Here is a 16242-nt window from a genome sequence, read left to right on the forward strand (position 1 = left end):
AACATCTTCACTCGACTTTAGCTATGGCCAGATGAAATGAATAATCGAATGAATCATTCACTTCTATAGCTTCTGTCTATCGATTGTCGGGAATTCATTGCCGGGGCCTTGTTCCGGTCGCCCGGCGGCTCGCATCCCGACACGCTCCGATCATGGGCCAGCAGTGCTCAATTCGACGATGCGCACCGGGCGCGCTAGGCCGTCGAATGCATCCACATAACGACGATGAAGCATCCCGTCCCGGCGCAGCTGGGTGTCCTGCATCGGCCGGATCTGGGTGGTCAGCGGATTCCCGCGTGGCGCCAGTTGCGTTCCATAGCGTGCGGGGTAGGGCCCCGATGCGGCTGCCTTCACATACCGGGTTTCCTGTACCACCAGGCCGGCACGGCGAAGGCGCTCGATCTGCAGGTCGCCGATGTTGGCGGTGTAGTCGTTGCCGAAGACATACTCGGCCTGCACGCCGTCGGGCCGGTTTTCCCAGGTTGTTGAAACGCAGTTGGAGGTGCAGCCACCGGTGAATGACCAGTGTGGTGAGTATGTGTACGTCCAGGAGGCGGGCTGGATGCCGGGCCCGGACAGGGTCTTGGATACCAGCGACTTGGCCATGTAGGCATTGGGAATGCCGAATGAGCCAAACCCGAAGTTGGAGGAACTAGTGCCGATGATGCCGCAGCTGCCAGGCGTGTTGTCCGATCCGTGGATCAACTGGCGAAGCGAGAACACCCCTTGTGCGCCGCTGGGATGGCGCATGGTGATCACATCGTTGAAGGCCGGGTCGCCGGCATCTTCCGAGCGGAATCCCGTTGCATTCTGCGCGCAGGAATTCATGTAGAAGCCTGGATTCAGGACGGGGGGCACCATCGTCCACGGCATGGCGCCCACATGGCGGTCGGTGGAGAAGGTCCAGCGCGACTGGTCGGGAAGTACGACTTCGTTGAGCGTGCGCCCCCAGTAGCTGTCGACGTAGTAGTAACGCCAGGTGCGATCCCCGGCCCGGACGGCGCCGATCTTGCCCTGCGCGTCATAGTCGATATCGATCCGGGCTCCGTCATTGGAAATGATCGCCAGCAGGCGGGTCGGGTTGGCACCGTCGTAGCTGTAACTGACCCAGTTGCCGTGGCGGTCCTCGACACGTGTCGCGTAGAGGAAGACATCGACGACCGGAACCAGCAGGTAGGGCTGCGATGTGCCATTGCCATTGCCATCACGATAGTACTCGTTGGCCAGCACGTCGTGCTGGTCGCGGACCGCCATCCAATCGAAGAAGTAACGGGTGCCATCGGTGGTCCGCACCACAAAACCTTCGCCGGTTCCATTCCTGATGGCTGGCAGGCAGCTGACGCGCCACTGGCTGGCCGAGGTGCCAATGTAGGTTGCCCCATCCTGGGGCAGGCTTGCCCCTGCTTCCTTCAGCAAAAGGGATTCATAACCGACCGCAGGGAGGTTGATGAAGATGCCGCTCCAATAGGTGTGCTTCGGGATGACCCGGGTGTTGAAGTCCGGTGACGGGCCCACCCACTCGGTCGGGGACAGGTTGCTGCCGCTGCAGCGGCCGCCGCCCGCCGCATTCCAGCCCCGGCGTTGATCGTAGGAGCCCATCATGTAGGGGGCATCGATCTCCCAGGACGCCCCCAGCGGGGCGGCAGCGCGATCCAGTCCCTGTTTCTGCTTCGGCGTTGTGCGGGTGAATGCGACCCGCATTCCACTGCTGGTCGGCACCACGACATCGGTCTGCGAGAACTGCAGCGTGCCATCCTTCCTGTTTAGGGAATCACCAAACAGATCATCGCCGAGCGCCGCGACCCGCGCACCCCGCAGGCGTTCGTCGTAGGTACGCTCGCTGCTTACGAATTCCTGTGCATCGGCCACGCCACACACCAGCAACAACGCTAGAACCGTACGCCGCATGTTCGTTCCCTCGTGATCGAATCCCCTCGCTTCGATGCTGCGGCATGTTGCCCGGCCCCATTGCATGCCACTGGGATCGCAGTTTCAGTGACTGTGCGGAACGGCGCCCCAGCTCCCCTGTGGCGGTCTGCGTGGCCGAGTATGCAGGATTCTCCGCGGTGGCTTCCAGGGGGGCATGGTGCCCCCTGGCCAGGCGCACTTACAGCAGCGTTTTCAGCCGGTACAGCGCTTCCAGCGCCTGCTTCGGCGTCAGTTCGTCCGGATCGATCGCCGCCAGCGCTTCCTGCGCCTTGCTGGATGGCGCCGCGAACAGCCCGAACTGCTGCGGGGCATCCAGCGCCTGCGGCGCCATCTCGGCGGCGTGGCTTTCAGCGCCGCGCTGTTCCAGCTCGGCCAGGCGACGCCGTGCCTGCGCCACAGTGGCGCGCGGCAGGCCGGCCAGTGCGGCCACCTGCAGGCCAAAGCTGCGGTTGGCCGGGCCGTCCTTCACTGCGTGCATGAACACCAGCGCTTCGCCGTGCTCGACCGCGTCCAGGTGCACGTTGGCGATGCCGCTGCGGCCGCCCTCATGCTGTTCGTCGGCCAGCGCGGTCAGCTCGAAGTAGTGGGTGGCGAACAGCGTGTAGCAGCGGTTCTGGTAGGCCAGGTGGCGGGCCACCGCGTCGGCCAGCGCCAGGCCATCGTAGGTGGAGGTGCCACGGCCGATCTCGTCCATCAGCACCAGCGAATGGGCGGTGGCGTGGTGCAGGATGTAGCTGGTCTCGGCCATCTCGACCATGAAGGTTGACTGCCCGCGGGCGAGGTCGTCGCCGGCGCCGATGCGGGTCAGGATGCGGTCGATCGGGCCGATCACCGCCCGGCTGGCCGGCACGAAGCTGCCGATGTGGGCCAGCAGAACGATCAGCGCATTTTGCCGCATGTAGGTCGATTTACCGCCCATGTTCGGGCCGGTGATGACCAGCATGCGACGGTCCGGATGCAGGTCTAGGTCATTGGGTTCGAACGGCTGTTCGCGTACCGCTTCGACCACTGGATGGCGGCCGCGTTCGATCTTCAGGCACGGCTCGGCCTGCAGTTCCGGGCGCGCCCAGTCCAGCGCCTGCGCGCGTTCGGCGAAGGCGGCCAGCACGTCCAGTTCGCTCAGCGCAGCGGCACACTGCTTCAGCGGTTCCAACTGCCCGCCAAGGGTGTCCAGCAGCTGCTCGTACAGGTACTTCTCGCGCGACAGCGAACGGTCGCGCGCGGACAGCACCTTGTCCTCGAATGCCTTCAGTTCTTCGGTGATGTAGCGCTCGGCATTGGTCAGCGTCTGGCGGCGGGTGTAGTGCACCGGCGCACGATCGGACTGGCCCTTGCTGATTTCGATGTAGTAACCGTGAACGCGGTTGTAGCCCACCTTCAGGGTGGGAATACCGCTGCTCTCGCGCTCGCGCAGTTCCAGGTCGACCAGGAACTGGTCGGCATGGGTGGACAGCCGGCGCAGCTCGTCCAGCTCTTCATCGAAGCCATCGGCCAGCACGCCGCCGTCGCTCAGCTTCAGCGGCGGCATGTCGGCGATGGCGCTGGCCAGCAGCTGCGCGCACGCGTCGTGTTCGCCCAGCGCCGCATGCAGGGCCTGCAGGCGCGGCGAGTCCAGCGGGGCCAGCACTTCGCGCACCGCCGGCAGCAGGCCCAGGCCGTCACGCAGGGTGGAGAAATCGCGCGGGCGCGCCGAGCGCAGCGCGACGCGGGTGAGGATGCGTTCCAGATCGCCGAGGCGGCGGAACTGCTCGCGGATGTCGGCGTCCGCACCGCGATCGATCAGGGTTTCCACCGCGTGGTGGCGCTGCACCAGCACCTCGCGCAGGCGCAGCGGGCGGTGCAGCCAGCGGCGCAGCAGGCGCCCACCCATGGGTGTCACCGTGCTGTCGAGCACGCCCAGCAGGGTATTGCGGGTATCACCGTCGACACGCGTGTCCAATTCCAGGTGGCGGCGGGTGGCGGCGTTCATCGCGATCGCCTCGCCGGCGGTTTCCATCGCGATCGAAGTCAGGTGCGGCAGGCGCTGCTTCTGGGTTTCCTCGACATAGCCGAGCAGGGCGCCGGCGGCGGCGGTGGCACGTGGCTTGTCATCGATACCGAAGCCGCTCAGATCGTGCAGCTTGAAGAAGTTCAGCAGCTGTCGGCGCCCGCTGTCCGCGTCGAACAGCCACGGCGCACGGCGGCGCACGCCGGTGCGCTGGCGCAGGAACTCCGGCCAGTTCTCCTCGTCGGGCACCAGCAGCTCGGCCGGCTCCAGCCGTGCCAGCTCGGCTTCCAGGGCGTCGTCGGTCTCCACTTCGTTGACCAGGAAGCGGCCACCGGCAAGGTCGGCCCAGGCCAGGCCGTAGCCCTGCTTGCTGCGCGACAACGCCATCAGCAGGGTGTCGCGGCGCTCGTCCAGCAGCGCTTCGTCGGTGACCGTGCCGGGGGTGACGATGCGCACCACCTTGCGTTCGACCAGGCCCTTGGCGAGCGCCGGGTCGCCGATCTGCTCGCAGATCGCCACCGACTCGCCCAGCGCCACCAGCCGTGCCAGGTAGCCTTCGTAGGCATGCACCGGCACGCCGGCCATCGGGATCGGTGCGCCGCCGGAGCTGCCACGCTGGGTCAGGGTGATGTCGAGCAGCCGCGCAGCCTTGCGCGCGTCGTCGTAGAACAGCTCGTAGAAGTCGCCCATGCGGAAGAACAGCAGCAGGTCCGGGTAGTCGGACTTGGCTGCGAAGAACTGCTTCATCAGCGGGGTGTGTTCGGCGGACTTGTCTTTTGACATGGGACTCGTGGATCAGGGCGTCCGGCCGCGCCGGGCGGCAGCGGCAGCGGAGCGGGTACAGGGCCGTCCATGGTAACTGCTGGGGCCGGTGGGCGCCGCTGCGGTTGGTGGGCATTGCCCGTGCGGAGCACACAGTCAGGCCGGAACCAGGGTGATCTGCCGGTGGCTTGCGAAGATCTCCATTACGATCCCGAAGTAGGTCTGGCCCTGGCCTCGTTGCAGGGCGTCCAGCTGGAGCGCAATGGTCCGCCTATTGAAGGTGCCCGGGGCTTCCAGCTTGGACTGCAGCCACTGACATGTGGTAGTTCGTCCCAGTGCGGCGCGGCTGTGCTCGATATCACCCCAGATCACCGTGGCCCGGTCGTGGCCGGCCAACACCCCATAGTCGCCATGCAGCAGGTCATCCAGGGCGTCCAGGCTTGGCCCGAGCTGCCAGTTCTCGCCGGCCATGAACACGCGGTTGATCTCCGCGTACAGGCTGGGGATGTCATTGATGGCGGCGCCTTCAATCTGTAGGACGATGGTCATGCTGCGACTGTAGCGTCAGCAGGCGGAAGCTGGCGTGCTGTAGGACCAGGGTTCGCGCCATGGCCCGAACGCGCAGCGTCCTGGGCGTTTGCGGCGTGTTGCCCCGCAGTCGACTGAATTTGCAATCTTTCCTATAGAAGTTCCTGAGGCGGCCGATACCCTTTGCGCCTTTCTGCGCTTCGCGTAGCGGCGTGCTGTCGCCTGTGTGTCGGCAGACCCGAATCAAGCCGGCACGTCGATGCATTGTCCTTTTCCGGACAGAGCGCCTGACGGCCTGCATCAATATCAGGAAAACACTGTGCGGTCAGGGAAGAAGCAGGCACGACAGGCGTGCCGTGGTGGTGGGTGGGTGGTGTTGCTTGGCATGACCTTCGGTGTTGCCGCCCAGCAGGCCGGTGATCCAGCCGCGCAGGAACTGCTGAGGCAACAGGAACGCGAACGCGTGCTGCGCGAGCAGCAGGAACAACGCCCCGACGTCCGCCTGGAGCGGAACGCGCAGAAGGAGGGCGACCGCCTGCCGGCGCAGGAGCGCCCCTGCGTGCGCATCGATCGCATCGTGCTGGAAGGCGAGGACAGCCAGCGCTTCGGCTGGGCACTGGCGGCTGCCGACCCGGTCGACGATCCGGCCACAGGCCGTTGCCTGGGGACCGAAGGCATCAACGTGGTGATGAAGCGCGTGCAGACCGCGATCATCGCCCGCGGCTATGTCACCACGCGGGTGCTGTCGGCACCGCAGGACCTCAACCAGGGCACGCTGACGTTGTCGGTGGTGCCAGGCCGGTTCCGCGAGGCCGTGTTCTCCGACCCGCAGGGACGGCATCCGGCCCTCGCCAATGCACTGCCGATCCGCAGCGGCGGCCTGCTCAACCTGCGCGACATCGAGCAGGGGCTGGAGAACCTGCAGCGCGTGCCCACCGTCAGCGCCGACATCAAGATCGCGCCGGCCGACGGCGAGGGCGCGGCGCCAGGCCAGAGCGACCTGCAGATCGACTGGACGCAGCGCTCACCGGTGCGCGCCAGCGTCACCCTGGACGATGCCGGCAGCCGCGGCACCGGCAAGCTGCAGGCCAATGCCACGCTGTCATTGGACAATCCGCTGGGCCTGAACGAGCTGTTCTACATCAGCGCCGGCCGTGGCGTGTTCAATGGCCGAGGCAAGGACACCAACAGCTGGACCGCGCACTACGACGTGCCCTACGGGTATTGGCTGTTCGGTGCCACCGCCAGCGCTTACGACTACAGCCAGAACGTGGTGGGTGCCTTTGAAAGCTATGACTACAGCGGCCGCAGCCAAAACGCCGAAGCGCGGGTAGACCGGCTTTTGCTGCGCAATGCCAAGGTCAAGTTCAGCGCCTACGCGCGCGGGTGGCAGCGAGAGTCGAAGAACTACATCGACGATACCGAGATCGAAGTACAGCGCCGCCGCACCGCGGGCTGGGAACTGGGCCTGACCCACAAGCAGTTCATCGGCAACGCCACGCTCGATGCCAGCGTGGCCTACCGGCGTGGCACGGGGGCCTTCCACGCCTTGCGCTCGCCAGAAGAGAAGGCGCAGCAGTGGGATCCGACGCTGCCGCTGGAAGGGACCTCGCGGATGAAGCTGATCACCGCCGACGCGCAGTTCAGCGTGCCGTTCCAGCTGGGCAGGCAGCGCCTGCGCTACACCGCCGCATGGCGGGCGCAGTGGAACCGCACGCCGCTCTCGCCACAGGACCGCTTCGCCATCGGCGGCCGCTATACCGTGCGCGGTTTCGATGGTGAAAGCTCGCTCAGCGGTGAGCGCGGCTGGTCGCTGCGCAACGATCTTTCGCTGGGCATCGGCGGTGGCCAGGAGTTCTACGTCGCCGCCGACTACGGCCGCATCGGCGGCCCATCCGCGCAGTGGCAGTCCGGCCGTGACCTGGCGGGCATGGCGCTGGGCCTGCGCGGCGGCTGGCAGCAGTTTTCCTGGGATGGCTTCGTCGGTTCGGCACTGCACAAGCCCGCCCATTTCCCCACCGACTACACCACATTCGGCTTCAGCCTGGCCTGGCGCTACTGATCTGCCACAAGGACACGTGACATGAACACTATCTATCGTCTGGTTTTCAACCGCGCGCTGCGCGTCTGGCAGGTGGCGTCGGAGCTGGTGAAGGGTGGCGGTGGCCTGGTCGGCCATGTGCCGGGCCGGCAGAGCGCCGCGCTGTCGCCGCTGGGCTTCGCACTGATGTGCTCACTGGGCTGGGTCAGCATGGTAACCCCTGCACTGGCGCAGTCCGATGCGCGCATCATTTCCGATCCCAATGCGCCGGGCCGTGAACGGCCGACGATGGTGACGGCCCCCAATGGTGTGCCGATGGTGAACATCACCACGCCGTCGGCGGCGGGTGTGTCGCGCAACCGCTATTCGCAGTTCGATGTCGGACGCGAGGGCGTCATCCTCAACAACGCCCGCGGCCAGGTGCAGACGCAGCTGGGGGGCTGGGTGCAGGGCAATCCGTGGCTTGCCACCGGCAGTGCGCGGGTCATCCTCAATGAAGTGAACGGTCCGGCCAGCCGGCTCAACGGCTACGTGGAAGTGGCCGGGCAGCGCGCCGAGGTGATCATCGCCAACCCGGCCGGCATCCAGGTCAACGGCGGCGGCTTCCTCAACGCCAGCCGCGTGACCCTGACCACCGGCACGCCGATGTTCACGGGTGCTGGGGCACTGGAGGGCTACCGCGTCACCGGTGGTGCGATCCAGATCGATGGAGAGGGTCTGGACACCAGCCGCGCTGACTACACCGACCTGATCACCCGGTCACTGAAGGTCAACGCCAGCATCTGGGCCAACCAGTTGCAGGCCACGCTGGGCAACAACGTGGTCAATGCCGACCACAGCCAGGCCAGCCTGATCCCGGCCAACGGCGAGGCACCGACCTTCGCGCTGGACGTGGGCGCTCTCGGCGGCATGTTCGCCAACAAGATCTGGCTGGTCGGCAACGAGCACGGCGTGGGCGTGCGCAATGCCGGCAGCATCGGCGCGCAGGCCGGTGAGCTGGTGGTGACGGTGGACGGCCGCCTGGAAAACACCGGCGCACTGCAGTCACTGCAGAACGTGCACTTGCAGGCGCGCGGTGATCTTGCAAATGCCGGCACCATCGCCGCCACGCGCGAGGTTGCGATCACCACCGGCGGCACGCTGGACAACAGCGGCGGCAAGCTCAACGCACAGCGCCTGCAGGTCGAGGCGCAGGGCCTGCGCAACCATGGCGGCACCATTGAACAGACTGGTGTGCAGGCGCTGGCGCTCAAGGCCGAAGCGGCCCGCAACCGCAGCAACGGTCTGCTGGGTGCGCTGGATGCCGTCGCGTCCGGTGGTAACGGCGGTGGCCCAGGGGGCGGCACGTCGCCGGGCAGCGGCGGAGGAACGCCGGGAACCGGTGCCCCGGGTACGGGGACGCCGGGTACCGGCGGCGGCTCGACCGGCACGCCGACCTCGCCAGTGGTACCGATGGCCGAGGGCCTGATCGCCATCGCCGGCATGCTGGACAATGACGGCGGCAGCATCGCCAATGGTGGTGCGGTATCGCTCGCCGCACGTGCCGGACTCGACAACAGCGGCGGTCGCCTGGGAGTGAGCGCGCTGCAGGCTGGGGGCGAGCTGCGCAATGATGGCGGCACGCTGCAGGTGCATGGCGATGCCGCGTTGCATGTGGGCCTGTTGTCGAACCAGAAGGGTGCGCTGAGCGTAGCCGGCGGCCTGCGGCTGGATGCGCAGTCGCTCGACAACCGCGGGGGTGAACTGCGGCACGCCGGCAAGGCGGCATCGTCGTGGACGGTGCAGGGTCTGTTCAACAATGACGGCGGCCTGCTGGCCACCAACGCCGCGCAGTTGGCGCTGCAAGCAGGCCAGGTCGGCAATGCCGGTGGCCGCATTGAACATGCCGGTGAGGGTGGCCTCACGCTGGACACGGGTGACTGGGCTGGTCCCGGTGGACGGCTGAGCACGGTGGGGCGCCTGCACTGGACGACTGGCAACGCCGACCTGCGCAACGGTGCGCTCAGTGCGGCGGGATTCGACATCGTGGCTGGCATGCTGGACAACCGCGGCGGCAGCCTGCTGTCGCTCGGAACCGGTGCCAGTTCGGTGAAGGCGTCGAACCTGGACAACGGCGCAGGTGGCACGTTGGCCGGCAACGGCGACCTGATAGTGACCGCGACCACGCTCGACAACAGCAAGGGCCTGGTGCAGCAGGCTGGCACCGGGAGCTTGAGCGTGCAGGCCGATACGCTGCGTGGCAGCGAAGGGCGCCTGCTCAGCAACGGTGCACTGGTGCTGTCCGGCGGCGAGCTGGATGTGAGCGGCGGTACGACGTCGGCGCAGAGTGTGCAGATCCACGCCAGGGCACTGCGCAACCGCCAGGGCCAGATCGTCTCGCAGGGTGTCTCGGAGCTGGCACGGGACGTACGCGATGCGCTCGACAACCAGGGCGGCAAGATCGTCGGCAACGGCGGCCTGCGCATCGACACCGGTCGCATCGACAACCAGAAGGGCACGCTGCAGTCGGCCGGTACGCACGGCGTGGCGCTGACGGTGCGCGACACGCTGGATAACAGCGGCGGCGGCATCTCCGGCAATGGCCAGGTGCAGCTGCAGGTTGGCAGCCTGGTCAACCAGGGCGGCAAGGTGCTGGCGGCAGGCAGCAGCGCGTTGCAGGTGCAGGCCCGAGTGCGCTTGGACAACAGCAACGGCGGCCGCCTGGCCGGTACCGGTGATCTGCGGCTGCAGGCGGCAAGCCTGGACAACCGCAGCGGTGCAATCGAACACGCCGGCGGCGGTACGTTGCAGATCCGCGCCGACAGCCTGCAGGGTGCGGGCGGCCGCATCCTCAGCCAGTCGGCGCTGGAACTTGAGGGCGGCGACCTGCTGCTGGGGGCCGGCAGCACTACCCAGGCAGAGCGCATTGCCATCGATGCGCAGCGCTTGGACAACACCGGTGGCAACCTCAGCGCGACCGGCAGCGACGCGCTGCGGCTGCACGTGGCGCAGGGCGTGGACAACAGTGGCGGCACGATCGCCGGCAACGGGGCACTGGATGTGCAGGCCGGTGAACTGATCAACCGCACGGGCACGCTCAGCGGCGCCGGAACGGCCGACAGCACGTTGCAGATCGTCGGTGCGCTGGACAATCACGAAGGCACGATCGCCAGCAACGCCAACCGCCTGACGATCGCCGCCGCACGGCTGGACAACAGTGGCGGCAGCATCCGCCAGGCCGGCAACCAGGGCCTGGACATCACCACCGGCCGCCTGGACGGCAGCAAGGGCACGCTGGTCTCCTCGGCCACACTGACCTTGCGCGCCGACGACGTGGATCATCGTGACGCGACGCTGGGCGCCGATCGCTTCGACCTTGAGGCCACCACGCTCGACAACGCCGGTGGCCGCATCATCGCCAGCGGCGAAGGCGCCAGTCGCGTCAAGGCGACGGCGCTGGGCAATGCCGGTGGTACGCTGGCCAGCAATGGCGACCTGACCCTGCTGGCCCGGACGCTGGACAACAGTGCAGGCAGGATCCAGCACGCCGGCAGTGGCCAGCTGCAGGTCTCGGCGCAGGCCCTGCTGGGCAAGGGCGGCAGCGTGCTCAGCAACGGCAGCTTCGTGCTGGATGGCGCCTCGCTCGATCTGAGTGGAGCGACCACCTCGGCGCGTCGCGTCGCCATCAGCGCCGACACCCTGACCACCGCCGGTGGCACGCTCACCGCAACCGGTGAAGATGCGCTGCGCCTGCGCGTACAGGGTATGCTGGACAATCGCGGCGGTTCGCTCGCCAGCAATGGCGCGCTGGATGTCATCGCGCAGCAGCTGATCAATGCGCAGGGCACGCTGCAGGGCGCAGGCGCCGGGCACTCCACGCTGGCGATCGGCCAGGCGCTGGACAACCAGAAGGGCCGCATCCTGCTCGGCGGTGCCGGCACGGTCACCGCGGCCAGCCTTGGTAACCAGGGCGGCACAGTGCACGCGGGCGGCAGCGCGCTGGTGCTGGGCGTTGACGGTCGTCTCGACAATGGCGAGCAGGGCCTGCTGTCCAGCACCGGCATGGTGACCCTGGACGCCGGCAGTCTCGACAACCGCCACGGCACCCTGGTCGCTGGCAAGGACCTGACGGTGACCACGGCGGCAGGCGTGGACAACAGCGACGGCGCGATGCAGGCCACCGAACGGCTGCAGCTGCAGGGTAACGGCCTGGACAACCAGCGGGGCACGCTGCTGGGTGGCCAGCTGGACATCGAGACCCGCGGCCAGCGGCTGGACAACCGCGCCGGCACGCTGGGTACGCAGAAGGGCGCGCTGAGTGTGCACAGTGGCGTTCTGGACAACCAGGGCGGTCGCGTGCAGTCGGCGGCCGACCTGACCATCAACACGGCCGGGCAGGACATCGACAACCGTTTCACGGCCGGCAGCGGTGGGCTGCTGGCGGCCGGGAAGCTGCAGCTGGAAGGCGGTGTGCTGGGCAACCGTGGCGGCGCAGTCAATGCACAAGGCGATGCGCGTTTGCTCCTGGCCCGCGTCGACAACAGCGCCGGTGGAACACTTGCCAGCGCTGCGGATCTTTCGCTGCGGGCGGCGAGCCTGGCCAATGCCGGTGGTCGCGTGCAGGCCGGACGCAACCTCGACCTGACCCTCGACGGGCACGTGGACAACGCCGCCGGCGCGATCGCGGCCGGCCAGCGGTTGACCCTCACGGCCGCCAGCGTGGACAACCGCAACACCCGTGGCGGCGACGGCACGCGTGGGCTGCAGGCGGGCCAGCTGCAGTTCGGTGCACAGTGGCTGGACAACAGCCAGGGCCAGGTCGTCACCGATGGCAGTGCGCGGCTGCAGATCAACGGCCAGCTGCAGAACACCGGCGGCGTGATCAGCACCGGCGGCAACCTGGACAGCCAGGCGGACAACGTCGCCAACAGCGGTGGCCTGCTGCGCGCTGATGGCAGCCAGACCCTGGTGGCACGTGTGCTCAGCGAAGACGGCCAGGTGCATGCGCAGCGTGACCTCGGCCTTACCCTGCAGCAGGGCATGCGCCATCGTGGCGAATGGATCGCCAACGGCACGCTGTCGCTGAACCTGTCCGGCGACCTCGACAACCAGGGTGTCGTGCGCGGTGGCAACCTCGACCTCAACGCCCAGAACATCACCAACGCAGCCTCGGGTGAGATCTCCAGCCAGGGTACGACCCACCTCAATGCCCGTGGCCAGCTGACCAACCGCGGCCTGATCGATGGCGCGCTGACGCACCTGGAGGCCGGCGAGATCGACAATCTCGGCACCGGGCGCATCTACGGTGACCATGTGGCGATCTCTACCGGCGTGCTGAAGAACCGCGCCGAAGAGGCCGGTGGTGCCACCCGCGTCGGCACCGTGGCCGCACGCGAGCGGCTGGACCTGGGCGTGCGCGAACTGCAGAACACCGGCAAGGGCCTGATCTACAGCGGCGGTGATGCGGCCATCGGTGGCGCGCTCGGCGCCGACCGGATCGCCAGCGGCATTGCCGGGCGGATCGACAACATCAGCTCGGTCATCGATGTGGGCGGCAATCTGTCCATCGATGCGCAGGCGGTCAACAACATCCGCGAGAACGTGGCGATCGCCCCGACCCAGGTCAAGACCATCGACACTACCGTCAACATGATGGTGGCGGCATGGCAGAAGAACTCGAAGAACACCGCAGGCACGGTCAGCGATACCAGCAATTACAAGGCCTGGGAGTTCTACTACATCGCGCCGGAAGACGTGCTGCAGGACGAGCCCTACATTGCGCCGGACGGCACCCGCCTGGGCAAGGCGGTGGTTCGCCTGACCGCGAGCACCTCGCGCTTCTTCTTCGGCTCTGGTGGATTGGGCTATGACGTGCGCGGTGAGCGCTGGCGCATGGATCCGGTCAACGGCACCGTCACGATCTACTACGTGAGCAAGGGCACTGCCGCCAATCCGGACCAGGTGCCGGGCGGCGATCCGTTCGACGTGCTGAAGTCGAAGGAGAAGTTCACCTACCAGAACGACCGCCTGACGTTCTCCAGCGCCTACGGTACCTGCAGCACTACCTGCATCCAGTTCATCACCCCGGCGTCGTTGAGCAATCCCGATGCGACCATCGTCGGTCGCCGCCAGCACACGCAGGAACACGGCCTCAATGAAGAAAAGCGCGTTGCTCACCACGTGGCCCATGAGGACCAGCTGCAGCCCGGTGCCGGTGCCGATGCGGTGATCCGTTCCGGCGGCAACATGCGCCTGTCGGTGGACGAGCTGAACAACCGCTACGCGCAGATTGCTGCGGGCGGCAATCTGCAGATCGTCGGTCACGGCGCCGACAGCCGTGTCAGTAACGTTGGTCTCGAATTGTTCCGCACGCATACCTTCAACAACACCTCCATCGCCTACGACGGCACCCGAACGCAATGGACCGCCGAGCCCATCTCCGAAAAGATCGGCCAGCTGGGGGGCCAGATTACCGCCAACGGCACGTTGAGCATCGATGTCGGTGACCTGAGCAACCTCAACCAGGGGCGCAAGGCACCGAACGTGCAGAACGGTTCGGCCATGGCCAACCTCAACGTGCAGGGGCCCAAGGCGCTGCCGGATGGGCCGGGTCATGGCGGTGCGCAGGGGCCGGGCCAGTCCACCGGCACCGGTGCCGAACGCGCGCTGTCACAGGCGGCCGATGCCGCCGGCACCCAGCAGGGCGGCAACGTCGGCGGCGTGAGCGGCAACACCAGTACGTCCGGGCCGCGCGTGGTCGCGGCCAGTGGCGGATCGCCGGACCGCATCGCAATGGGGGCGCCGGATACGCGCGCGCCGAGCGCCAGCCTGTTCAACGTCAATCCCAACGGGGGCCACTATCTGGTCGAGACCGATCCGCGCTTCACCGACCACAAGACCTGGCTGAGCTCGGACCACCTGCTGGGCCAGATGGGCTACTCGCCCGATACCGTGCAGAAGCGGTTGGGTGATGGGTACTACGAGCAGAAGCTGGTGCGTGAGCAGATCGGCCAGTTGACCGGTCGCCGCTTCCTCGACGGCTACGCCAGTGACGAGGCGCAATACCGCGCGCTGCTGGAGGCCGGTGCCACGGTCGCCAGCGAATGGGGCCTGCGGCCCGGCGTGGCGCTGACCGAAGCGCAGATGGCACAGCTGACCAGCGACATCGTCTGGCTGGTCGAGCAGACCGTCACCCTGGCCGATGGCAGCACCACCACCGCGCTGGTGCCGCAGGTCTACCTGCGCCTGCGCCCGGGCGATCTGGACGGGCAGGGTGCACTGCTGGCCGGCGCCAATGTCGATATCAAACTGGGCAATGGCCTGGTCAACACCGGCAACATCGCCGGCCGCAAGCTGGTAACCATCGATGCAGGCAACATCGAGCATCTGGGTGGCAGCATTTCCGGCCAGTACGTCGGGCTGTCGTCGGACAAGGACATCCGCGTTGCCGGTGCCACCGTGACGGCCACCGATGCGCTGTCGGTCAAGGCCGCGGGCAATGTCACGGTGGCCTCCACGGTGGAGACACAGCGGGGCGGTGGCACCTACCAGTACGAGACCAACCGCATTGATCGGGTTGCTGGTCTGTATGTGACCAACCCCAGTGGCGACGGCATGCTGTCGGTGGTGGCTGGCGGTGACATCAGCCTGCAGGCCGCACAGATCCGCAACGCCGGCGCCGACGGCCTTACCCAGCTGGCCGCAGGCGGCACTCTGGATGTTGGCGCGATTGCGCTGGAGAAACGCCGCGACGCCACCTTCGATGAGCGCAACCACCAGCGCAGCAGCAGGACAACACATGCTGCCAGCTCGGTGCAGGGCGCTGGCGATGTGGTGCTGGCCGCTGGCAAGGACATCAACCTGGCCGCCGCGCAGATCAAAGCGGCGGGAGGTCTGGCATTGCAGGCCGGCGGTGACATCAACAGCCAGGCGCTGGTGGACAGCGAAAGCCGCGACTTCTCCAGTGCGGGCAAGCGCAGCTCGCTGCAGGTCAGCCAGCGTGATGAGACGGTGCGCGGCAGCCTGTTGCAGGCCGGGGGCAATCTGCTGCTGACCGCGGGCCGGGACGTGAGCCTTACAGCCGCGTTGGTCGACAGCAATGACGGTGCGGTAAGCGTGGCTGCGGGCCGCGACGTGAACCTGCTCTCGGCCAACGAGACGCACGACTACGGCCTGGACAGCTACGAGAAGAAAAAGAAAACGCTATCCAGCACCACTACCACGCGCAGCGTCGACAACAGCGACAGTTATGCCATCGGTACGGCGATCCAGGGCGAGCGCATCAACATCACCGCCGGCCGCGATCTGACTGCGGTTGGTGCGGTGGTCGATGCCACTGGTAATGTGATTCTGGGGGCGGGCAACAACGTATTGATCACCGCCGCAGAGGACCATCACAGCAGTGAGTCCAACGAGAGCAAGAAGAAATCCGGCGTTACCGGAGGCTTCGGCAACGGCGTGGCATCGGTCGGCTACAGTAGCGCGAAGAACAGCAGCACCCGCGCCGAGCAGTCCACCACCCAGGTGGGATCGGCGATCGCCTCGCGCGACGGCAATGTGCTGATCAATGCTGGCAACACACTGACGATCGAGGCGTCGGACGTCGCCGCAGGCGAGAACCTGACACTGGTGGGCAAGGACATTGCGCTGCTGGCGCGACAGGACACCACGGACAACCAATCCAGTCAGGCCAGCAAGTCCAGCGGCTTCTCCGTGGGCGTGACCTACGACCCGACCAAGGCCTACCGCAGCGCCCGCGATTCGACCACCGACGGCATGGCCGACAGTGGCTCGGCGATGGGGCGGATCACCCGTACCGCTGAAGGCGCAGCCTCCGGCCTGCGCGCGGCCACCACTTCGACCGTGGTGACTGCCGGCAGCCAGCGCACCAACAGCGAACAGAGCCATTCGACCAGTGATGCCCGCGTCAGCCAGTTGGCTGCAGGCGGCGATCTCACGTTGATTGCCAACGGCGGCTCGATCCTCAGCCAGGGCACGCAGATGTCGGCCGAGGGCA

Annotated in this window: 5 protein-coding genes; 2 read left to right on the forward strand and 3 right to left on the reverse strand. The window is 67.0% G+C overall.

Going from position 1 to position 16242, the window contains the following annotated elements:
- Positions 1-150 precede the first annotated feature (150 nt).
- The 3 genes from AC5P7E_RS10805 to AC5P7E_RS10815 form a co-directional block, all read right to left on the reverse strand.
- Positions 151-1869: a wall associated protein gene (locus tag AC5P7E_RS10805; RefSeq protein WP_223846376.1), complete on the reverse strand. Its 1719-nt coding sequence runs from the start codon at positions 1867-1869 to the stop codon at positions 151-153.
- 238 nt (positions 1870-2107) lie between these two features.
- On the reverse strand, positions 2108-4699 hold the full coding sequence (mutS, locus tag AC5P7E_RS10810) for a DNA mismatch repair protein MutS (protein WP_133050745.1): 2592 nt from the start codon (positions 4697-4699) through the stop codon (positions 2108-2110).
- Between the two features lie 135 nt (positions 4700-4834).
- Positions 4835-5227, reverse strand: coding sequence for a barstar family protein (locus AC5P7E_RS10815; RefSeq protein WP_005412662.1), 393 nt, complete (start codon positions 5225-5227; stop codon positions 4835-4837).
- 364 nt (positions 5228-5591) lie between these two features.
- Between AC5P7E_RS10815 and AC5P7E_RS10820 the strand changes: the two genes are divergently transcribed.
- Together AC5P7E_RS10820 and AC5P7E_RS10825 are read left to right on the forward strand one after the other, a co-directional pair.
- Entirely contained in the window at positions 5592-7268 is a 1677-nt protein-coding gene (locus tag AC5P7E_RS10820; RefSeq protein ID WP_223846377.1) for a ShlB/FhaC/HecB family hemolysin secretion/activation protein, read from the forward strand.
- Between the two features lie 21 nt (positions 7269-7289).
- Positions 7290-16242 (forward strand): two-partner secretion domain-containing protein (locus AC5P7E_RS10825; RefSeq protein ID WP_495222844.1); only part of this gene is annotated, 8953 nt, incomplete at its 3' end.

It is taken from the genome of Stenotrophomonas sp. YJH_SMC_25, from assembly GCF_059369595.1.